At 35.1% G+C, this 20,703-nt stretch carries 20 protein-coding genes and 1 pseudogene; 13 read left to right on the forward strand and 8 right to left on the reverse strand.

Annotated features, from left to right (window positions below):
* Positions 1 to 59: 59 nt before the first annotated feature.
* From drmA to drmC, 3 genes are read left to right on the forward strand one after another with little or no spacing between them, the layout of a single operon-like run.
* The gene (gene drmA, locus B2C77_RS05865; RefSeq protein ID WP_176087280.1) at positions 60 to 3,995 is read left to right on the forward strand and encodes a DISARM system helicase DrmA; all 3,936 of its coding nucleotides are present in this window, start codon (positions 60 to 62) and stop codon (positions 3,993 to 3,995) included.
* On the forward strand, positions 3,982 to 5,817 hold the full coding sequence (gene drmB / locus B2C77_RS05870) for a DUF1998 domain-containing protein (protein ID WP_077702787.1): 1,836 nt from the start codon (positions 3,982 to 3,984) through the stop codon (positions 5,815 to 5,817). Before drmA ends, drmB begins: the two co-directional genes overlap by 14 nt.
* Positions 5,818 to 6,594 (forward strand): DISARM system phospholipase D-like protein DrmC, encoded by a 777-nt coding sequence (drmC, locus tag B2C77_RS05875; protein WP_077702788.1) that lies wholly within the window; start codon positions 5,818 to 5,820, stop codon positions 6,592 to 6,594.
* 231 nt (positions 6,595 to 6,825) lie between these two features.
* On the opposite strand, the pseudogene B2C77_RS21350 reads toward drmC, so the two are convergent.
* The 5 genes and pseudogenes from B2C77_RS21350 to B2C77_RS05900 all read right to left on the reverse strand — a co-directional run.
* Positions 6,826 to 7,230, reverse strand: a pseudogene (locus tag B2C77_RS21350) (IS66 family transposase); the annotation flags it as partial.
* Positions 7,231 to 7,313: 83 nt separating this feature from the next.
* Positions 7,314 to 8,882, reverse strand: a complete 1,569-nt coding sequence (gene tnpC, locus B2C77_RS05885) for an IS66 family transposase (RefSeq protein ID WP_077702790.1) — start codon at positions 8,880 to 8,882, stop codon at positions 7,314 to 7,316.
* 81 nt (positions 8,883 to 8,963) lie between these two features.
* Entirely contained in the window at positions 8,964 to 9,317 is a 354-nt protein-coding gene (tnpB, locus tag B2C77_RS05890) for an IS66 family insertion sequence element accessory protein TnpB (RefSeq protein WP_077702791.1), read from the reverse strand.
* Positions 9,314 to 9,508, reverse strand: coding sequence for a hypothetical protein (locus B2C77_RS05895; protein WP_077702792.1), 195 nt, complete (start codon positions 9,506 to 9,508; stop codon positions 9,314 to 9,316). Before B2C77_RS05895 ends, tnpB (B2C77_RS05890) begins: the two co-directional genes overlap by 4 nt.
* 198 nt (positions 9,509 to 9,706) lie before the next feature.
* Positions 9,707 to 9,967: a hypothetical protein gene (locus tag B2C77_RS05900; RefSeq protein ID WP_077702793.1), complete on the reverse strand. Its 261-nt coding sequence runs from the start codon at positions 9,965 to 9,967 to the stop codon at positions 9,707 to 9,709.
* A gap of 1,318 nt (positions 9,968 to 11,285) precedes the next feature.
* On the opposite strand from B2C77_RS05900, the gene B2C77_RS05910 reads away from it, so the two are divergent.
* From B2C77_RS05910 to B2C77_RS05945, 8 genes are all read left to right on the forward strand, one after another.
* A complete protein-coding gene (locus tag B2C77_RS05910; protein WP_176087281.1) occupies positions 11,286 to 11,918 on the forward strand; it encodes a helix-turn-helix domain-containing protein in 633 nt (210 codons plus the stop codon).
* Positions 11,919 to 11,977: 59 nt separating this feature from the next.
* The gene (locus B2C77_RS05915) at positions 11,978 to 12,724 is read left to right on the forward strand and encodes a class I SAM-dependent methyltransferase (RefSeq protein ID WP_176087282.1); all 747 of its coding nucleotides are present in this window, start codon (positions 11,978 to 11,980) and stop codon (positions 12,722 to 12,724) included.
* Between the two features lie 118 nt (positions 12,725 to 12,842).
* On the forward strand, positions 12,843 to 13,364 hold the full coding sequence (locus tag B2C77_RS05920) for a hypothetical protein (protein WP_077702797.1): 522 nt from the start codon (positions 12,843 to 12,845) through the stop codon (positions 13,362 to 13,364).
* Between the two features lie 57 nt (positions 13,365 to 13,421).
* Complete coding sequence (locus B2C77_RS05925) at positions 13,422 to 14,606, forward strand: NAD(P)/FAD-dependent oxidoreductase (protein ID WP_077702798.1); 1,185 nt, start codon at positions 13,422 to 13,424, stop codon at positions 14,604 to 14,606.
* Between the two features lie 17 nt (positions 14,607 to 14,623).
* The gene (locus B2C77_RS05930) at positions 14,624 to 15,487 is read left to right on the forward strand and encodes a PDZ domain-containing protein (protein ID WP_077702799.1); all 864 of its coding nucleotides are present in this window, start codon (positions 14,624 to 14,626) and stop codon (positions 15,485 to 15,487) included.
* A gap of 61 nt (positions 15,488 to 15,548) precedes the next feature.
* Positions 15,549 to 16,748: an MFS transporter gene (locus B2C77_RS05935; protein WP_176087283.1), complete on the forward strand. Its 1,200-nt coding sequence runs from the start codon at positions 15,549 to 15,551 to the stop codon at positions 16,746 to 16,748.
* A 35-nt stretch (positions 16,749 to 16,783) separates the two neighbouring features.
* Positions 16,784 to 17,134, forward strand: a complete 351-nt coding sequence (locus tag B2C77_RS05940) for a VOC family protein (protein WP_141130691.1) — start codon at positions 16,784 to 16,786, stop codon at positions 17,132 to 17,134.
* Positions 17,135 to 17,361: 227 nt separating this feature from the next.
* Positions 17,362 to 18,645, forward strand: coding sequence for an aminotransferase family protein (locus B2C77_RS05945; protein WP_077702802.1), 1,284 nt, complete (start codon positions 17,362 to 17,364; stop codon positions 18,643 to 18,645).
* A 192-nt stretch (positions 18,646 to 18,837) separates the two neighbouring features.
* On the opposite strand, the gene B2C77_RS05950 is transcribed toward B2C77_RS05945, so the two are convergent.
* The 3 genes from B2C77_RS05950 to B2C77_RS21355 form a co-directional block, all read right to left on the reverse strand.
* Positions 18,838 to 19,197 (reverse strand): IS66 family transposase, encoded by a 360-nt coding sequence (locus B2C77_RS05950; RefSeq protein ID WP_077702803.1) that lies wholly within the window; start codon positions 19,195 to 19,197, stop codon positions 18,838 to 18,840.
* Between the two features lie 120 nt (positions 19,198 to 19,317).
* A complete protein-coding gene (gene tnpB, locus B2C77_RS05955) occupies positions 19,318 to 19,545 on the reverse strand; it encodes an IS66 family insertion sequence element accessory protein TnpB (RefSeq protein ID WP_077702804.1) in 228 nt (75 codons plus the stop codon).
* Positions 19,535 to 19,744, reverse strand: coding sequence for a hypothetical protein (locus tag B2C77_RS21355; protein WP_141130692.1), 210 nt, complete (start codon positions 19,742 to 19,744; stop codon positions 19,535 to 19,537). The genes tnpB (B2C77_RS05955) and B2C77_RS21355 overlap by 11 nt, the downstream gene beginning before the upstream one ends.
* A 252-nt stretch (positions 19,745 to 19,996) precedes the next feature.
* Here B2C77_RS21355 and B2C77_RS21840 point away from each other — a divergent pair, with 252 nt between their 5' ends.
* Positions 19,997 to 20,377: an IS110 family transposase gene (locus tag B2C77_RS21840; protein WP_217697376.1), complete on the forward strand. Its 381-nt coding sequence runs from the start codon at positions 19,997 to 19,999 to the stop codon at positions 20,375 to 20,377.
* 99 nt (positions 20,378 to 20,476) lie between these two features.
* On the forward strand, positions 20,477 to 20,653 hold the full coding sequence (locus B2C77_RS21845; protein WP_217697377.1) for a hypothetical protein: 177 nt from the start codon (positions 20,477 to 20,479) through the stop codon (positions 20,651 to 20,653).
* Positions 20,654 to 20,703: the final 50 nt, after the last annotated feature.

Here is a 20,703-nt window from a genome sequence, read left to right on the forward strand (position 1 = left end):
TTCTATTGCAATTCATCTAATTTAGTATATGAAAATAGTCTTAGGATGGAGGGGTAAATTTGAGTGAGGAAAGTAGGAAACGCTTTGCCTTAGAAATAAGGGATCCTGAGAAACCAGAAGGAAAAAATGCCTGGTTAGTAAGGGTTGAAAATAAAGAACAAGTGCTTAATTTTTCCTTAATCTTAGATATTCCAGGATCTGAGTGTAAAGGAGTTCATGAAGGTGATCCTTTTTTAATCTTTTGTGAAATGAATAAAAGTCCGGTTCTTATCGCTTTTGCGAGACTATATCGTAAACGCTCCACCTTAACCCAAACAACCTTTTATTTTGATGGTTATTTACCTGTTGAAAATCACAATACACTTGATCTGAAAATTACTAGTAGTGTCCAATCACCAATTAAACGTATTGATTGGGAATTTTTTGAAGAGAAATTTAACGGAATTAATGGTTTTGACTTTTCTTCTTTTCCAATTTTAACTGGGGAATTTTCAAATGAGCAAGCGTATGTTCGTAGTTTGCTTGAAAATGCAGTTATAGATGATTTACTTGGTCCGGCCGATGGTCCTTTTGAAGAGATTATTGGTATGAGTGTTAGAGATCGTTACCTTGTTGGAAGACTTGCTCCAAAAGAAACCATAAAGGAAGAATTTGATGATCCAGTGTTAGCTAAAACAAACGTAAATTCTTCTGGAGCTAGTGGAAGAACAGATGATGAGGAAAACACTGGTGGAACGGACACTTCCACGAACCAATCTCTCGTACCTTCTTCTGTTGGAATTACTTTTTGTGTAGATGGTTCAGTAAAAAAGTTGGAAATCCTAGCTAGTTGGGGACGATATATACGAGGGAAAAGTGATAAAGAGGATAAGAACGGAAAACCATTCCGTGCTTGGAAAAGAGTGCCTTCAGGTGGTAAAAAAGAAATAGTATTAACTGAAGGTAAAATCACCCCTTTTTCTATTGATGGTGAATGCCCTGAAGTCCTTATTCAAGGAACAGTATATCCACGACTTGAAAATGGAGATAGACTAGTTACTCTTTTTCTAGTCAACACTCAATTAAAACCAGAGCAAAACCAAGATACAGCATGGGTTTTCCAGCCAGAACTAGTATTAAGAGACCCTGAGGGGAAGGATATTTTTAGACGTAGACCTATGCTTAAAAATGATGAGGAATCAGATATAGAGCGTAAATCACTTGAGATGGTATATAGAAACCAAGTTGAATTTGCAGTAGGTCATGGTATATCAGTTCATGCTAAAACTACTAAAGATAATAGTAGTCACTCAACAGAAGTTCGAACGAGCGTATTACCAAGTTATGAAATTCCTGTAACTGAGACACCAGGTTCAGAGCCAGAAGATCGTCCAACCATGCAACAAATGGTTGAAAAAGGTTTTCTTGATATGGATAATTTAGCATCTATGGAACAAGATGAACTTTGTGATGCATTGTCAGTATTAACAAACGATTATCAAGACTGGATACAAGAACAACGGGAGAGAATCGGGAATTCAATTAAAGGTTTTGATAATGTTGCACATAATGCTATGGATAGATGTGAGGAAATATTAAGAAGACTTCGTGAAGGAATAACGGTACTTGGTACTGATGTTGATGCCTTAGCTTCATTTAGGTTTGCTAATAAAGCAATGGCTTATCAACGAATTCGGAGTATATACTCATTAAAACGAAGACGTGGAGTAAAAGTAGACTATGAAAGCCTTGATATACGTAAAAATCGATCTTGGCGACCTTTTCAGTTAGCCTTTATGCTCCTATCAATACCATCACTAACAGATCCGGCACATAAGGATAGAACTGATAAAATCGAAGCATATGCTGATTTATTATGGTTTCCGACTGGTGGAGGGAAAACGGAAGCCTATCTAGGAGTAGCTGCTTTTACAATGGCAATTCGAAGACGGCAAGGGAAACTAGGAGGGTTAGATGCTAGTCGTGGGTTATCTGTTGTTATGAGATATACATTGAGGCTATTGACTCTGCAACAATTTCAACGAGCCACTACTCTCCTCTGCTCAATGGAAATTCTAAGGAAAAATAATACTAAAGAGTGGGGGAACAATCCTTTTACAATAGGTTTATGGGTTGGGAAAAAAGTCACTCCTAATACTACTGAACAAAGTCATGAAGCAATTGAAAGTGAACGAGATGGGAAACGTGGGAGTGGCTCTACTCCAGCACAGCTTACGAGCTGTCCATGGTGTGGTAGTGAAATATCACCAGGTCGTGATATACAAATAGATAAAGTTATGGGTAAGACATTTATTTTTTGTGGAGATAAATATGGTCGTTGTGAGTTTAGTCGAGCAAAATCAAGAGAACAAGGACTGCCAGTTCTTGTTGTTGATGAAGAAATTTATCGCAATCCTCCTTCAATGCTAATTGCAACTGTTGATAAATTTGCATTAATGGCCTGGCGTGGTGAAATTAAGACTCTGTTTGGATATGTTACACATGAATGCCCGAGACATGGATTGATATGGTCGGATTCAGATTGTTCAGGACAACATCCCAAAAAAGGGAAGTACCCAGTTACTAATGCACAGCAAGTAGAACGTCTACGACCACCTGATCTAATTATTCAAGATGAGTTTCATTTAATAAGTGGACCTCTAGGAACTATGGTAGGCTTATATGAAACCGCAGTTGATTCTCTTTCAACATGGAGTTACAAAGGGAAAGATGTTAAGCCCAAAGTAATTGCTTCCACCGCAACAGTTAAAAAGGCAGAAGAACAGGTTACGAATGTTTTTTTACGTCATGTGTCAATTTTTCCTCCTCAAGGACTTGATATTGAAGACAATTTCTTTTCAGTTCAGAGGTCCAAAGAACAAAAGCCAGGTCGTCGATATGTTGGTATTTGTTCACCGGGAAGTTCACGGCCTGCTGTATTAATACGAGTATATGTAGCATTACTTACTGCAGCTCAATCATTATATAATCATTTCGGCCAGGTAGCAGATCCTTATATGACCCTTGTAGGATATTTTAATTCTTTACGTGAGTTAGGAGGTATGCGCCGATTAGCAGAAGATGATGTTCAAACACGTTCATATAGAGTTCAAATGAGTGAGATAGATAGACCTGGTTTAAGTCAACGTAAAGTTCAAAATATAGATGAACTCACTTCTAGAACATCAAGTAGGGAAATACCAAAAATCCTTGATAAATTAGAGCTTAATTTTAAACCGAAATGGGGTCAAGGAGAACCACAAGCAATTGATATTGCTCTAGCAACTAACATGCTTTCGGTAGGGGTAGATGTTAACCGTTTAGGGTTGATGGTTGTAAATGGACAACCGAAAGGTACTGCAGAATATATTCAATCCACAAGTCGTGTAGGGCGTTCTTCTCCAGGATTAGTATTTTCTGTTTTGACTTGGTCTAGACCAAGAGACATTTCACATTATGAAACTTTCGAACACTACCATTCAAGTTTTTATAAACATGTAGAAGCACAGTCAGTTACACCATTTGCACCAAGAGCACTAGATAGGGGGCTGACTGGAACAATAGTGAGTCACATAAGACTTAAAAATGATGGTTTAAACCCTAATGTTGGGGCACAGAACTTAGACGATACATCTAATACAGTAGCTGAAATTGTAAGACAAGTAGTTACAAATAGAGCTTGGAATATTAAGAATGATAGGTCAATCGCAGAGAAAGTTGAAGAAATGATAAAAGTTCGAATTGATTCGTGGGTTAAAGAATCAATTAAACCAGGGAGAAAACTTGGGTATGAAGCAGAACGGAAAAAAGGAGACCTTGCTCCATTATTACAAAAACCGGGTATAGTATCTTGGGATAAATTTACTGTACCAATGTCAATGCGAGAAGTTGAGCCAGGTGTTCAATTGATCATGGATGTAGACAAACTTCCAGATGCACCAGAGTGGCAATTAAGGAAAAAGAAAGAGCAGGAAAGAAATAATGACGAGACGGGTGATTTAAATGAGTACACATAAAGTCGGTGATGTCCGTCCTACACAGCTACTTTGGACTTATGGACCAGGTGCACTTATAGACCTTCCGAACCTTTCTGTTATTACTATGGGATTAGAGCGGTGGGATGAAGAACAATGTTCACCTATAGAGGAAGCTAGGTTGTTAGCTGCTGTGAGGAAAAGACTTGGTCCACAAGTTGAAAGGCTTCGAGTTGCTCCTTTTTTAAGAGATGAGAATGCTAGTCCTTTATCAGCAGAAGGAAAGATTGGAGTACCCGTTCGACCATTTCCTAGATGGCTTAGATGCGTTCGGTGTGGTTTATTGGCCGAATATGATTCAGGATTATTTAATGTTAAGGCAAATGCCTTCCGCCCTGAAAAGACACATTTTGTTCACGAAAATTGTGAAAAGGGAGCTAAATCAGAGGCAGTACCTGCTCGCTTTTTACTAGCTTGTAAAAATGGCCACATAGATGATTTTCCCTGGCATTGGTTTGTGCACGGAGGACAAGATGACTGTAGAGGTACTTTACGTTTTTTTGAAAGTGGTGCTTCTTTACAAACACAAAATCTTTGGGTTAAGTGTGATTCTTGTAATAAAAGTAAATCACTTGTACATGCTTTTGGTAAAGATGGACAAGATAATTTACCAGCCTGTCGTGGGCGACATCCACACTTGGATAGTTATGATTCTTCATGTGACCAAGACCCTAGAGCTGTTTTATTGGGAGCTACGAACAGTTGGTTTCCGATTACAATTTCCGCGTTAGCAATTCCTATGGAAAAAAATCCACTGATTCAACTAATAATGGATGGATGGCATTACTTTGAAGATATTGATTCAGAATTGGAGGTTAAGCTGACTATCAAAGCATTATCCAAGAGTGGAGCACTACCTGGAATAGGACAGTATAATGAAAAAGACGTGTGGAAAGCAATTCAAGATAAAAGAGAAGGAGCTTCACAGGAGGAGATTGTTAGTGAAGTAGATATAAAAATACCCGAGTGGGAAGTTCTTACTTCATCTTCTCCACCTAGAGACTGGCCACATTTCCTTAGTAGAACAGTAGAACCTCCAGCTAATTTTGAATCTGAAATTGATAATGTACTACTTCTTGAGCGGCTAAGGGAAGTAAATGCTTTAATAGGCTATACAAGGGTAGAGGCAATTGAAGAGTTTATGGATGATGAAGAACGACCTACAATGGCAAAACTCACCAAAAGGAGTACTAAATGGGTTCCAGCTAGTGAGGTTCATGGTGAAGGAATATTTATTCAATTTAAGGAAGAGGAAATTAAAAAATGGGAAAGAATCTCTGCAGTTAAGGAACGAAATAAAATGCTTGAGAACGGGCATCATGGTTGGCGAAATGCACGTAAATTGGATCCAAGTGAAGGGTATCCAGGAATAAGGTTTACTATGTTACACACATTTGCACATTTATTAATTCGCGAGTTAGCTTTAGAATGTGGGTATAATGAAGCAAGTATTCGAGAACGGATATATGCTAATGATGAAGCATCAATGGCCGGAGTTTTACTTTATACTGCGGCAGCTGATTCTGATGGTACACTCGGTGGTCTGGTAGAGCTGGGTAATCCTCAAAATCTAGGTAGGTTAATTGAACAGGCACTTTCAAGAGCTGCTATCTGTTCTTCAGATCCTATGTGCTCAGAACACGATCCTAGTGAGGATAGGTCACTTCATGCTGCATCTTGTCATGCGTGTTCTTTCGTTGCGGAAACATCGTGTGAAAGAGGAAATCGCTATTTGGATAGGGCCCTCTTAGTAAATACATTAGAAAACAAAGATACGGCATTTTTTTCACGGGACTTATGTTAGATGAAAAATCTTTGGGAAGTTATTGCTAATATATGGATTGAATTGCACCCAGATAGAATTGAATATATGGCGAAGAAAATCATGAAAATTAATACTGCTCAAGATCTAATAAGTACATCATTCAAACAAGGATTGAATGTTAAAAATGAGTTGCTTCTTAAGTTAAAGAATGCTTGGGAAGATGAACCTAAGATATCGCCAAATGAAATAGCAGCTGCTTTAAGAACAGCAAGTATAACCTCATATAATTCAATAAAGCGTCAGGGGTTAATTGAATTAGTATGGTCTGGACCTTCTACTGACTTAGTATCCATAAGACATACAGAACAAGTTCTTAAAGAAGTAATAGATTCAGCACGAAAACGCCTTTTTATAGTAAGCTTTGTTGCTTATGAATTGCCTTCTATAGTTAGCTCGTTAAATAATGCAATAAGTAGAAAGGTGAAAATAGATATACTTTTAGAAGTTTCACATGAACAAGGTGGAAGAGTAAACAATGATTCCATTAAAGTTATGAAGGAAATAATTCCCTCTCTAAATATATACGTGTGGGATCAATATGAGAATAAACCAACTGATCAATTCTTAGGGGCAGTACACCCAAAGTGTGCAGTTTCTGATGGAGAAGTTGCTTTTATTATTAGTGCGAATTTAACCAAAGCTGCTATGGAACAGAATATGGAATTGGGTGTACTTATTAAAGATGGAAAAGTTCCCGAAAAACTAGACCTGCATTTAGATGCGCTAATAACGATTGGTATCATTAAAAAAGTATGAGTGATTAAACGTTAGAGAAGAGTAATGTAAACCTGAAATTGCGGTTACTTTACTCTTTTTTAGGTGCGCCCTGCATGGGCGAAAACTTGGTGGTGAAAGTCCACTACAGGCATGGCAGTAGGAACTGTTAGCGAAAGACAAGGTGGCTATCGCGAGGTAGTGGCTGAAGGAAGTCGGACGCAAACTCCTGAACTGACGAACAGAAACTAGATAGAAGGCTGAATTAGGTCNACTCACGGAAAAAAGCCAATTTTTTCGCCCGATTACACTTGGGCGGATGGCGTTTTCCGCTGGATTATTATCCATTTCAATACGACCATCTTTCAAAAATGCTTTTAGTCCATTTATCCGGTTTAGCGTGTAATCGGCAGCTTTGGCGAGTGCGCTTTTCCCATAGAATGGTGATTTATCAACCCAGTCCAGAAACTTATCTACAATGGGTCTTGAGAATTTGTTCCGTCTTTTTCTCCGTTCACTCGGTGATAAGTGCTTAAACTGCCTCTCCAATTGGTATAAATCATCACAATATGTTACACCAATTCGCCCATTTTTACTGTCTGCTTTTAGCCAATAGCGGCGAACATGTGCCCAACAATTTGCGAAGGTCACCCCTTCGATTTTGTCATAGGCAGAATANAGCCCGAAATAAAAAATGCGCACCTTTTTGGTACGCATGACAAATAACCGTATAATCTTGATTTTTTAAATCAAATTTACGGTTATTTACTACATTCGGCTTGAATCATTTTTGACCAAGGCATATATTCATTTAAAACCTCTGGATTTCTATGTATATGTAAATTTGGCAAATCCGTTAGTAATTTCACCAGATAGCGATAGAAATCTATACCATTTACCTTAGCCGTTTCTGCGATACTTAAACAGATCGCATTGGCTTTGGCGCCAGCCTCACTCACGGAAAAAAGCCAATTTTTTCGCCCGATTACACTTGGGCGGATGGCGTTTTCCGCTGGATTATTATCCATTTCAATACGACCATCTTTCAAAAATGCTTTTAGTCCATTTATCCGGTTTAGCGTGTAATCGGCAGCTTTGGCGAGTGCGCTTTTCCCATAGAATGGTGATTTATCAACCCAGTCCAGAAACTTATCTACAATGGGTCTTGAGAATTTGTTCCGTCTTTTTCTCCGTTCACTCGGTGATAAGTGCTTAAACTGCCTCTCCAATTGGTATAAATCATCACAATATGTTACACCAATTCGCCCATTTTTACTGTCTGCTTTTAGCCAATAGCGGCGAACATGTGCCCAACAATTTGCGAAGGTCACCCCTTCGATTTTGTCATAGGCAGAATAACCATCGCACACAATGGTCCCTGAATAATCTTCAATGAAGCTTTTAAGAACAGATCGTGCGCGTGATAATGCACTTTGAAACAAAACGATGGTTGGCCCTTGACAAGGGACTGTTCGATAAACCCAATTGTAAGCGTTGGATTGACCGGATTTTCCATCGGATCGGTTGATGATTTGTCCATGCGTTTCATCGACATGTAAAATCGATTTAGACATCATCTTATGCTTCATATGGTCATAAATAAGCAATAGCCAATCATGCGATGTTCGGATAACCCAATTAGAAAGATTTTTATCATTTGTATTCAGGCCGTAACGTTCCCATTCTTTTACTTGCCGGTAAAGGGGTACGTATTGCATGAATTTATCATAGATGACTTTGGCTAGAACGCTGGGACTAGCGATACTTCGCTGAATGACTGGTTGCGGTGCTTTGCCACGTTCAATTTGCGCTGGCTGGAATGCATCACCTTTACAGTTTTTACATTCATAGGCATGTTCTACGTGTTGCACTTTCCTCATTTTCGCAGGAATAAAGGTTGCTTCTTCACGCACCATGGTGCCGTCAATCTCAACCATTTGACGATTGCAACACGTACAGTTTGTATTTTTTGGATGATGGTGGATCACTTCTACCTCGACATCAGCACGTAATGAATCATTTCGTTTTTTTTGAACCTTTCGTACAACAGTATAAGAAATCGTCTGTTGGCTTTGTTCTTCTGTCTGCTCAGAATCGGTAAAAGTTGAATCATCATCAAATAAGGAGGTCTGCCCATCAGGCGCATTATATTTCGATTTCTCTGTTTTAGCTCCATATAAAAGCTTTGTTAAATGGCGAACTTGCTCGGTTAACACTTTAACCTGTTCCGATAATTCTTTGTTTTGTTGATTAGAAAGATCCAATTGTTCTTCAAGAAGCCGAATTAATTTATCGGATGGATTCTCATGATTAGAAGAAGTATTAACCATCCAGTTCACCACTTTCCGTTCGAATTTAAGGTAGTTATAGTATACCATGTTGAACGTAAGAGTGAAGCATTTGTAGTAATTTTAGAACAAACTTTTTGGTGATTGTTGAATCGCCTTTGGCTGCTGCATGGATAAACCTTCGAGTAACCATCGAAGTTCTTGTTGCGATAGATTTCGCATCTCATTTTCGTTTTTGGGCCATTGAAGTTTTCCGTTATCTAAACGTTTATACAGCATGGCAAAGCCATTGCCATCAAAATATAAACATTTATATCGGTCCTTACTCCAGCCGGAAAATAAGAAGATAGAATCTCCGTAAGGGTCAAGGTCAAAAGAATCCTGAACCAACGTCGCTAGTCCATCAATGCCCTTTCTCATATCTGTCTTACCACAGATGATGTAAATATTTTTGACATTTGTATAATCGTATTTCATAGGTTTTTCAACTCCCTCATAATGGTTTGAATGATGTGCTCATCTACGCCGTTAGAGAAGGAAATATCAACTTTGCCCATTTTGATTGTGCAAGTTGAATAGAAAGAGGGCCCCTCTGGATAGGATGCCGTACTATTTTCATTTTTGGAATGTAATGTAACGGGGACAATGGTAAGTTTTTGTTCAGGCATATAAAAGCACCTCCTTTTATTGATATCTATATCTTACCAAGGAGGTGCTGGGATTTTATATGCGTGGTTTGAATGGGGGTTTACTTCATAAAAGAATACTTCCATCTTTTCTTGATGTTCACCCTATATGAAGATGTAATACGTTGAAATACATCGTGATAACCCTCCTGCAGATGAGCAATCGCTTGATTTGATTTTTCAATAGTTATCATACGTTTGTTGTACTTGCGTCATTTGTTGTGTGATTTTTTGTAATGCTAGCCCTTTCTTTTGCTCCATCAACTGTTCCCTCCCAACCATAATATATTGGGAAGATGTCATAAGCTTACTAATTTCTTGATCGGCAGCTTCGAATTCTTCAGCTGCAAGTTGGAGATTCTCTCCAGAATGACGAATGACTTCAACAATATTTTTGACGAGCATGTAATGCTGTGTCAATTGCTTCATATGCCGATTCATTCCCAGCCACCGTTGTGCCTATATACTTCGTTACGATACCATTTTCATAGACTTAGAAATAGTATAGGAGTTTGATATAAATCATAAATCAGTTAATTCTCTTGACTTGTTGGAGCGCCTTCAAATGATAATAACTCTAAATACATATTGTTCAATAAAAAAGCATTATTTCTCACAATAAAATCCCAGTAATTAGATTCCTTCTATTTTATAATTTTTGTAATGAAAAAGTAATAAGGAGGGATAGCGCTATAGTAGTGGTTATTTCACATGAATAAGTCCATGGATTCACAAGAAGAGGTCTTCTAGTATTCAATTGGGGTTCATTAATCCTCAATCAAAGTCCACTTATGACAATAATGATTTATATTACTGGAGTATGACTATTTTTAACCACAGTTTTAACTGCTTGTTCTTTACCGTCGTGTCAATTTTTGGTGATCGTTGGAAGAAAGGAGACTCTCGCCAGTAGAGCTTAGAATGGATTGTCCGTAGTACACTATTAATGCGGATAAAGCCATAAAAGTCTTCTTTTTTCTATTTGAGTACGGCGAATGATTTTTACCACTTGTGCGGTCTTTTTTACCACCTTTTGCGAAGAAATGTACCACCCATTGCGGAGCTTTTTACCATCTGTACAGAGTTTAGACATGGGAGCTAATCTAGTAGTTTCATTCTTGATATAGCAACAATCCCACCACCCTTGACCTTGTTTGTGTCTGTGGTGATAGTGAACTTTGTAGCGGATAGCAAAAAAGAAGCCTTTTATGGCTCCATCCGCATCAATAGCGTACCACGGACAATCACTTCTAAGTTCCGCTGGCGGGGCCCCGACCCCTTCCAACGATCACTAAGAAGTGGCATGGCGGTAAAGGGCAAGCAGTTAACACTGTGGTTAATAAGTGCTTATTCTTCAGTGGTAAAGCTTTCCGCAATAGGTGGTAAAATCCCCCGCATTTAGTGGTAAAAAAGATTGCAAGGCTGGTACATATTGAATGCCATACTCATTCTATTCGCTAAAAAATTCACTATCACGGACACAAACAAGGTCAAGGATGGTGGGGTATTGCTCTATTTCTAAGCTGAAACAACGAGCTAATTTTATCTCAGTTTTTTGGTGGACTTGAACTATGAAACAGTGGACTCTATGTGCATATTCAATTTTAGTACAAACGAACCTTATTGGAAAACACGATGGACTCGATATGGATATTGGTGGATCTGTTTATGTGAAATAATCAATTAGCTTCAGAAAAGTAAATGATATGAAAAATTGATGTGTGTTTTCGATAATAGTTGTTTTTCGAGGAGGTTAACAATGAAAATAGTAACCTTTTTATATGATCCATCAAATAGTATAAGAATTAAACAAGATTTTATATTAAAGTTAAAAGAGGTTAAAGATGTAGATTTTATTAAAAATACAGAAATGATAATAGTTTTCTCCGAAGAAAAAGAAATTCCAAATATTTATTTAAATTTTCTTTCCAAAATTAAGATACCGATTATTTATTTCTTGGGGATTGAGAAGTTAACAGAATCTAGTATTAAGCACATGGTGGATTTTGTGGAGTCAGGTAATATATTTTCTATATTTATTGAAAGTAATAGTAATATATTCAAAGACTCACTAACATTTATACATGAAAATATGTTTAACTATGATTTTAAAATTACAGATGTTGGTAATGAGTTTCACATTTCTCCAACATATTATTCTAAATTATTTAAAGAAAATGTGGGAATGGGATTTAAATTATATGTAACAAAAAAAAGAATTGAACAAGCTAGGCTTCTTTTAGAAAAAGATTATTCTGTAACTGAAGTTAGTAACGAGGTTGGTTATTCAAATCTATCTCACTTTATAAAGATATTTAAAAAGAGAGTTGGACTTACACCTACTCAATATAAAAAGAAAACAATCATTAATGGTTTTACAAATAATTTATAAGTTGCTTTTTTGGTGATAAGAAATTTATTTTAAATAAAAAATGTAATGAGGTGACTATATTGAAAGAAGAATATCCCTGGAAAACGTTCTTTGGAGAAAAATATTTGAATTTTTCTCCTTATATACTTAATAAGACAAGAACAGTTGAGGAAATTGAAGGAATAAAAAAATTATTATGTATGTCAGAGAAATCGGTCATATTAGATTTAGGATCTGGAAATGGAAGAATAGCAATGCCATTAGCTAAAGAAGGGCATAATTTATTCTGTTTAGATGGTTCTAAAACAGCAATTGAGTCAGGAAAGACAATATCAGCTCAGCAAAACATGAATAATATTAACTGGATATTATCTGAAATGGCTGATATGTCATTTAATAATGATATGTTTGATTTTATTATTAATATTTCAACTGCTCTTGGTTATGTTTCTGAATATGAAGATAGAATTGCTTTAAAAAAGGTATTCAAATATTTAAAACAAGGAGGAAAATTATTAATAGAAACTGAGAATAGAGATTATAAAATCAAAAATTTCAATCCTAAGTTGTGGAACTTTATGGGAGATCAGCCTGTATTCTCCACAAGACATTTTAATTCTGTTAGTGGAAGATGGAAAGAAGTCACCATGTGGTATGAGAAAGATAAAATGGAGGAAGCTGTACTTGACATAAGATTATATACAGCTACTGAATTAAGAGGCATTTTACAAAGTATAGGTTTTAAGAATATAGAAATATATGGAGGATGGAATAATGAGAAACTGACAATCGATTCCCCTAGAATGTTAATAATTGCAGATAAATAAGCAGAATAATATAAAAACAGTAATTTTAATTATAAAAAAACAAGGATTATACTAAAAAATACGATAAATTTAAAGTATCTTGATCAAGATATCTTAATTTTAAAGGAGGAGCAAGCTTATGATTAAAAGTTTAGTAAGAAGTGTTGAGATGACATTGCCTAATTCAAAAAGTAGCACAATTTTAGAGTTAGAAAATGGTAAAACAGAAGAATTATTCTTTACCCAAGTCGAGCCGACTAAATTTAAAGTTTTAGATGCAGACTACTCTAGAAAAAGTGGGATTTCAGTAGATATTGATATAGATAATGTTTATCTGAAAACCACGTCAAAAGTATTATGGCCAGGAGAATCAATTATTGTTCGAGGAGGGCTTCGAGCAAATGAAGAGCCAATGAGGGCGTCCTTTAATATTCCAAAAGGAAAAAAACTAAAGGACGGAGTACCAGGGGAAAGCTGGTTGTACTGGTCTATTGAAACACCTGCAGGGACTTTCAAAAATTTAGTTCCTATTCATATGAAAGGAACTATTACTAGCTTACCACCAAAAGATACTACTTTTACAAGCGCAGTTGCAGTAGATCTATATGATTTAGAAGGAAAACAAAAAGCAAAAATTTATAACTGTGCACAGACTAATTAAAAGTTGGAGAGGGCAAAAATATTTTTGCCCTCTTTATTAAAAGAAAGGAAAATATGAATGTTTGATGTAATCATTATTGGGTCAAGATGTGCAGGAAGTTCTCTTGCTGTAAGATTAGCTAAATTGGATTGTAGAATATTGATAATTGATAAGGCTGATTTTCCTAGTGATACAAATTCAACACATATTTTTGGTGAGACAGATTTTTTTCTTGAAAACAACTTGGTAAGTTCCTTTAATCAAATAAATTCTCCTCAAATAAAACGAATGCGTATTAATATCAATAGGTCATCATTTGAATCGAATATAACTATGACTGAAAGATTATCTGCAATGGATAGATATAGTCTAGATAATTTACTTATAAATAAATTAGATGATTATCACAACGTAATATTCAGAAAAAAAAGTAAACTGGTAAGTGTTCAAGAAAATGATGATGGCTATACAGTAAGATATCAGTATGAAGATAAAATTCATATTGTTTCATGTAAAGTATTAATTGGTGCCGATGGTAAAAACTCTACAGTTGCAAGAAAAGTAAAAGCGTCTATGGCTAAGGAGACTGATAAAACGTATCCATGCTTGTACGGGTATTTTGAAAATGTATTCCCATTGATGCCACATTGCCTTGAATGGCATTATAACTCGGGTGATATCATAATCTGTGCTCCAACAAACGATAAGCTGCATGTAGTCTTATTAATACCAATGGATAATAGGGAGTTAACTAAATATAACAAAGTAGAAGCCTTCATAAATAGAATCACTTCATTTCCCTGTATTGAAGACAGATTTAAAAATGCTAATTTAGTTGGAAAATTAAAAGGGATTGGTGATCAGAATATGTTTATTAGAAAGCCATTTGGAAAAAGGTGGGCACTGGTAGGTGATGCATGCAGTTGGGTTCATCCAATATCTGGAAGTGGTATTGATGATGCATTTGAAGGTTCAAGGCTATTAGCGAAATATTTAGAAGGTTATTTAAAAGGAGAAGAAAGCTGGGAAAGTTCTATGAACAAGTATTCTATTGCAATAGAGGGTTATATGGAAAATCAAATTAGTAGAGTATTATCAACTTTTGATAATTTCAATGTAGACTTACCTAATTATAATGAAGAAATATTACAGCTTTTTTGTACATTTCCAAGTTTAATATATAGTTTTGCATTTAAAGCAGAGCAAATATTAAAAGAATTTGATGGAAATCATTTGAATTTTTTAAAAACTATAGTAAAATAGATAAGGAGATATCACTTATGCAAAATAAATATATTCTTAAAACAGTTAATAAAATATATATTGAGGCCCCTATTGATGAAGTATGGTGGTTGATAGTTAGTCCAGAAGGTTCAAATTTATATCAAAGTGATTTTTGTGAGTCTACAGGTGACCCAATTAATCCTAAAGAAGGAGATAGGTATCATTATTTATATGGTGATATAGAAAACCACGCAGTTGTGCTGGAATCAATCAAAAATGAAATGTTCTTATTGAAAGACGAATACAAGTCTCTTTTACCTGATGGAAAGGAAATCGTTTACAATCTTCAAACTTCCTATTTCTTAGAAAAAATAGATAATCAATTTATTAAATTAACTATTGAAATAAGAGGATATGAAAATAATCCTCTCGGTTTATGGATTAAAGATTGTATGGAGCACAGCTGGAGAAGAGCTATGATGAATATAAAAACTGTACTTGAATTAGGACAAGATTTACAAAAAAAATTCTTCACTTATCCAAAAATTGGAGCTACTATTGCAACAAATAATGCATTATATAGTAATAATGTAGATGGAGGTGTTGTAATTAGAGAATGTTTCAAAGAAGGACCAGCGTACAAAGCTGGATTACGAGAAGGGGATGTTATTTTAAAACTATCTGAAACAGAAGTTAATAGTTATGAAGAATTTGTTAAAACAATTTGCTTACTTCAATCAAAAGGTGAAAATCAAGCTACAATTGGATTCAATAATGGAACACTTAATAAAGAAGTTACTATTTCATTTTCATACGATTCCTTATTTACTGGGATAGTAAATGTCGATTCACCCGAGTCATATGAATTATTAAGAAGGAAGCGAAAAAAGTCTAGACAAAGTACTCATAATAATGAATGATTCATATGCATTATTTTGTTATGCTGCTTAGTTGTAAATTAGAAAGGAGATTTAATGTATAGTGAATAAAAAAATAATATCATTATATGTTACTGGTATTGGTTTTTCAGAGATAGGTAAGTGGGTTTTTTTGGTTGCAATAAATTTAAAAGTCTTAGCAATATCAAATTCTCCTTTCTCTATAGCAATACTTTATTCTTTAACACCACTAAGTAGTTTATTAACAAACATATGGAGTGGAAGAGTTATAGATAGAATTGATAAAAAAATCATTCTCATGACAATTAATGTTTTGAGATCAATATTAATAATTATGGTGTTTTTCACAGATAATATTTATTTAATTTATTTATTCGTTTTTTTTGTAGGAGTGGCGGGCGCGTTTTTTGGGCCGACATCTAATGTTTTCATCACAAATAACGTTCCTCAAGATTTTAGAAAGAAATTTAACAGTATACTCTCCAGTGTAACTACTGGAGCTTTAATGACAGGACCCGCTTTGGCAGGAATTATTATAGCTGGTTACAATATTGACTTTGCAATATTTATAACTAGCTTATTATTTTTAGTTTGTTCATTCTTTATATTTTTAATTCCAAACAATGAATCAAGGAAGGAAATAGAAAGAGTAGCATCAAGTAAACTAGCAATTTTGTTAAGTGATTTTAGGACAGTAAGAGGGTATTTTATTGAAAACAAATATTTATTAAAAATTATTGTTTTGTTCAATGTGTCAATGGTATTAATTTTCTCCTTAGATTCTCAAGAGGCCACTTATATAAAGAATAATTTGCTTGCTACTGAAAGAGATTATGGATTATTGATGAGTTTAGCTGGAATAGGATCAGTAGTCGGATCGATTGTTAGTACCTATACACCAAATAGTATAAGTATTAAACATTACTTAGGGATAGGTAGTATGCTAGGCTCTATAGGATATATATTATTTTACAGCTCCCCTAATATTATAATAGCTGGAATCAGTTTTGTTGTTTTAGGTTTCTTTTTAGCATATGCTTCAATTGGATATATGACCTTCTTTCAAAATAATATTCCTAAAGAAGTAATGGGAAGAGTAGGAAGTGTTATTGCAATGATACAAGGAGCTTTTCAAATAATTATTACATTTATTATTGGTGTATTTTCTACGTTGATTTCTTTAAAGGTAACTACAGTTTTATTTTCATTAGTTGCATTAATTATAGCTATTAAACTATATTCTATTATCATGAATAGAAGTAATAAAGGTGTTATTTTTTGAATATAAATAAGAAAAATCAAAAGGGAGTGTATTTAATGAATCCACTAGTAAAAAAAATTGATACAGTATTTATTCAAGTAGATAATTTGGAAAATTCATTGAACTGGTACGAAAAAATTTTTAATCTTGAAATCGATTTTAGAGAAGATTACTATCTAGCATTAAAAGTTGGCGAAACTCCACTTACATTAATCGAAACAGAAAACGTTACAACAAACAAATTAGATCATGCAATACTATACTTTTATTCGAAAAATATAGAAGACATATTTGATATTATAAAAAAGAATACGGAACATTATACGGAAATTAAATTTGAAGACGGAGTTTCTTTTTTTGAATTTAAAGATAACAGTGGTAATCCCTTGGGAATATGCTCATATTAGTGGTTTCATTTTTTTCTAGCTTACTGATAGTTACAATTAATTTTTGCTTTTTAATTAGGCGAGATTAATTGTAACTATCAGTATTTTTTTTGAGTATGAAATTATACTTTTTTGAGTGGATTAAGAATACCAAGAAATTACTGATATTAATCAAAAAAACAATATAATATATTGTTTGATTAACCTATAATTGATTTAAATATAATTAAAAGGAGAAGGTGATTTTTTTGGATTATCATGTTTTACATCCATTTACATTGATGCCTGATATAACTAATTTAAGCGAGAAGGAAATAAATAACAAATTAATAATATCAGAATCTTCAACTAGTTCGTGGATAAAGGATAAGAAAGGGGAGTTTTATTATAATATCAGTAATGCTGCTTTATCTTTAGGTTCTGGACAGGAAGATATAATAAATGCTGCTATTAAACAGTATAAAAAACTGTCAACAGGTACTTTATTTGCGCAAGGACATGATAAGGCTAATGAATTAGCAAGAAAATTAGTAGAAAAAATGCCAGATTATAATATGGCATTTTATTCAATTGATGGTACAGGAACAACTGAAACGGCTTTAAAAATTGCTAGGCAACATTTTTTATCCAAAGGTAAAACAAGAAAGAAAAAATATATTAGTCTAAATGGGGGATTTCATGGGAATAGCTATGGAAGTTTATCAGTAACAAATGTTGGACTCCATGATCTATTTGGGCCAATCCTTAAAGGGATGCTTTCAGTTAACCCGCCAGTTTTTAATAGTGACGAGCAAGATTTAGAAATCGAGAAAAAGTGTAAAGAGTTACAAGACTTAATAGAGGATGAGAATTCAGAAACAATTGCAGCTATGATAATAGAACCGATTCAAGGTGTATCAGGTGTTCAAGTAATTCCAAAAAAATATCTACAAAAAGTTAGGGAACTAACAAAAAAACACGATATTTTATTAATTGTTGATGAAGTAACAACTGGTATTGGTAGGTTAGGGGATTGGAGCGCGAATGAATTAATGAATATTAATGGGGATATCGTAACGTTCTCAAAGAGTTTAACATCTGGATATTTTCCATTAGGAGTTACAATGATGAAACAAAATATTGCTGAGTCTTTTCTAGGTGAAAAAAATGGTGGCTTTCCTCATGGGTCTACTTTAAGTGGACATCCAGTAGGATGTGCAATAGGATTAGCAGTTATCAATAAGATTGATGAGGAAAATCTGTTAGACAATGTACTCAAATATGAATACATTCTTAAATCAGAGTTGAAAAATAAGTTGGCACAAACTTCAAGTTTTAAAGAAATTAGAGGAAAAGGGCTAATGATAGGAATTGAGTTTTTTTCTGATAGTACTTTTTCTGAAAAATTTGTAAAGAATCTTTTAAATGAAGGATTATTAGGAACTTATGGTAATGGTACATTAATTATTTATCCCCCATTTAACTTAACTGAATTAGATGCTGAATTTATTATTGACTCAATTACGAAAGCAGCAATATCAGCAAGTAATTGATATCATAGTAAATCTATAATTGATTGCTATTATATTAATAACCTTTAACTTTGCAATTTTCAAAAGTAAGCGGGAAATAATATGACGCCATGACAAATAGCCCTAAAAGGAGTAAACTTTTCGTAAAGATGCTCTATTAGGGCTATTATGCTCGTTTTATATATTTTGAAAGTGGCTTCACCTTGGCAATAATCACTGGCTTTCCAGCTGGCGTTGTTGTAACCGTTCCTTTGGAGATAAAGTTTTCCATTTTCTTTCCAGCTTAAAAAGCTGGTCACAGTAATGGACGCCAACGGCGCCTTGTCTGTTTGGATCATTGGTCTCTAAAAACTTTCTCCGAACATGTTCCCAACACGTTTGAAGCTGCCCTTTAAGAAAGGTTTCTGCTATTTCAAACCGGCGTGTCTCGGAAGAATGATAAAGAGTAATGGGATGTTTTGCGGTTGCTGCTGTGCGAAATAACCATATTCTTTCATCGGTTATAGCTAGCTTTTTGTCTACCCGGCGTAATTTTGTAGGTCGTTTCATCAGCTTCTTTTCCAATTCTGTCAACGCATTAACCCCAGTGTCTAAACAATTTCTTTTATCGTACTACATTTTATTAAAAAGGGAAGAAAAATAAAAAAAGATTTCTCTCCTCCATGATTAAGTGAGGACACCTAATTTGGCAGGTTAAATTTTTTGTTTTTGATAGATGTAGAATCCATCGAATAGCCACTCGATTTGTTTTGATGTCAGTTTTTCAACTCTTCTCCCGCAGAATAAGAAAACAGATTCGTCTAAAAGATCCAATTGAAATTGACTGGTGATTACGGAAGCCAGACCATCAATGCCTTTGCGAAGATCTGTATAGCCACAGACTAAATAACAATTTTTCATCTGGGAGAAGTCAACGAGCATGGCGGCACACCTCCTTTATCAAGGCTACTGCCAAAGATTCCTGACAACCTTCCAAAATCGTTACATGCAGAGCGTGGCAAGAAACTTCTGCCACAGGATTTGCAGGTATAGAAGAAGGTGTTGTTGGGATTGTTACGAGAACAATCGGGTTTTCCTTCATAAAAACCTCCATCTCGACTCGCTCCGCTCCTCGAGTCAAATAGTAATGAAAACGAATGCGGATTTTCGTTTATAATAGAGTTAGGAGAGGCACACTACAAAGCACGGTGAGGTGAGTTGTAAGAAACCTCGAATGTTTGAACCAGCATAAAAACCAGTGTAAGGTTGGGGCTCTCAAGCGCAAATGAGTGGATTAGAGTCCGCACACTAATCATTGTTTTAACAAATCCTGTTAAATGCTGCCCCGATCAGTCACTGCCTCTTCGCTACCTATAGAAAGGAGCGAAGTCCCATGAAAGTCGTGTATCCCGTTTGTTGTGGTATTGATGTGCACAAACGCTTCTTAATTGCGACCATCATTACCACCAAAGCTGATGAGTTAACACCACACTATCAAAGGAAACGATTTTCAACGTTTAATAACCAGATTCTAGCATTGAAAAACTGGTTATTGGAACACAACTGTTACGATGTCTGTATGGAAAGTACCGGGAAATATTGGGTCCCCGTTTCCAATTTACTTGAAGGTGAGATGAATATTACCATTGCGAATCCAAAATGGGTTCGTGCAGTAAAAGGAAATAAAGATGATAAAAAGGACTCCAAATGGATTGCCGAACTTTTCCGTATGGGTTTAGTCAGAGGCAGCTTTATTCCCACGAAAGATATTTGAGTATTTCGAGAATTTACACGCTACCGCACTCGCTTAATTAGCCATCGTTCCAGTGAGAAGAATCGACTCCAAAACGCATTTACCGTTGGGAATGTTGCGATGGACTCCGTCGTTTCTGATATGTTTGGTGTTAGCTCGAAGAAAGTCCGAGATTACCTCATTTCAACCGATAAATTTAATCCTGATCACGTCCTTTCTTTACTTCACAGTCGTATGCAATCAAAAGGACAAGAATTAATTGAATCCATTGAGGGTTACAGCTTTACACCAGAATAAATTATACGGATTCAACTCATCGAAAGACACAAAACATATCTCGATTATTC

This window comes from Virgibacillus dokdonensis (genome assembly GCF_900166595.1).
Lineage (GTDB): Bacteria > Bacillota > Bacilli > Bacillales > Amphibacillaceae > Virgibacillus > Virgibacillus dokdonensis.

Excerpts from the sequence above, each read along its gene's own strand:
- B2C77_RS05910 (WP_176087281.1), top strand. The coding sequence starts at position 11,286 with ATGAAAATAGTAACCTTTTTATATGATCCATCAAATAGTATAAGAATT.
- B2C77_RS21840 (WP_217697376.1), top strand. The coding sequence starts at position 19,997 with ATGAAAGTCGTGTATCCCGTTTGTTGTGGTATTGATGTGCACAAACGC.
- drmC (WP_077702788.1), top strand. The coding sequence starts at position 5,818 with ATGAAAAATCTTTGGGAAGTTATTGCTAATATATGGATTGAATTGCAC.
- tnpB (WP_077702804.1), bottom strand. The coding sequence starts at position 19,545 with ATGCTCGTTGACTTCTCCCAGATGAAAAATTGTTATTTAGTCTGTGGC.
- B2C77_RS05930 (WP_077702799.1), top strand. The coding sequence starts at position 14,624 with ATGCAAAATAAATATATTCTTAAAACAGTTAATAAAATATATATTGAG.
- B2C77_RS05940 (WP_141130691.1), top strand. The coding sequence starts at position 16,784 with ATGAATCCACTAGTAAAAAAAATTGATACAGTATTTATTCAAGTAGAT.
- B2C77_RS05920 (WP_077702797.1), top strand. The coding sequence starts at position 12,843 with ATGATTAAAAGTTTAGTAAGAAGTGTTGAGATGACATTGCCTAATTCA.
- B2C77_RS21845 (WP_217697377.1), top strand. The coding sequence starts at position 20,477 with ATGGACTCCGTCGTTTCTGATATGTTTGGTGTTAGCTCGAAGAAAGTC.
- B2C77_RS05925 (WP_077702798.1), top strand. The coding sequence starts at position 13,422 with ATGTTTGATGTAATCATTATTGGGTCAAGATGTGCAGGAAGTTCTCTT.
- drmB (WP_077702787.1), top strand. The coding sequence starts at position 3,982 with ATGAGTACACATAAAGTCGGTGATGTCCGTCCTACACAGCTACTTTGG.
- tnpC (WP_077702790.1), bottom strand. The coding sequence starts at position 8,882 with ATGGTTAATACTTCTTCTAATCATGAGAATCCATCCGATAAATTAATT.
- B2C77_RS05895 (WP_077702792.1), bottom strand. The coding sequence starts at position 9,508 with ATGCCTGAACAAAAACTTACCATTGTCCCCGTTACATTACATTCCAAA.
- tnpB (WP_077702791.1), bottom strand. The coding sequence starts at position 9,317 with ATGAAATACGATTATACAAATGTCAAAAATATTTACATCATCTGTGGT.
- B2C77_RS05900 (WP_077702793.1), bottom strand. The coding sequence starts at position 9,967 with ATGAATCGGCATATGAAGCAATTGACACAGCATTACATGCTCGTCAAA.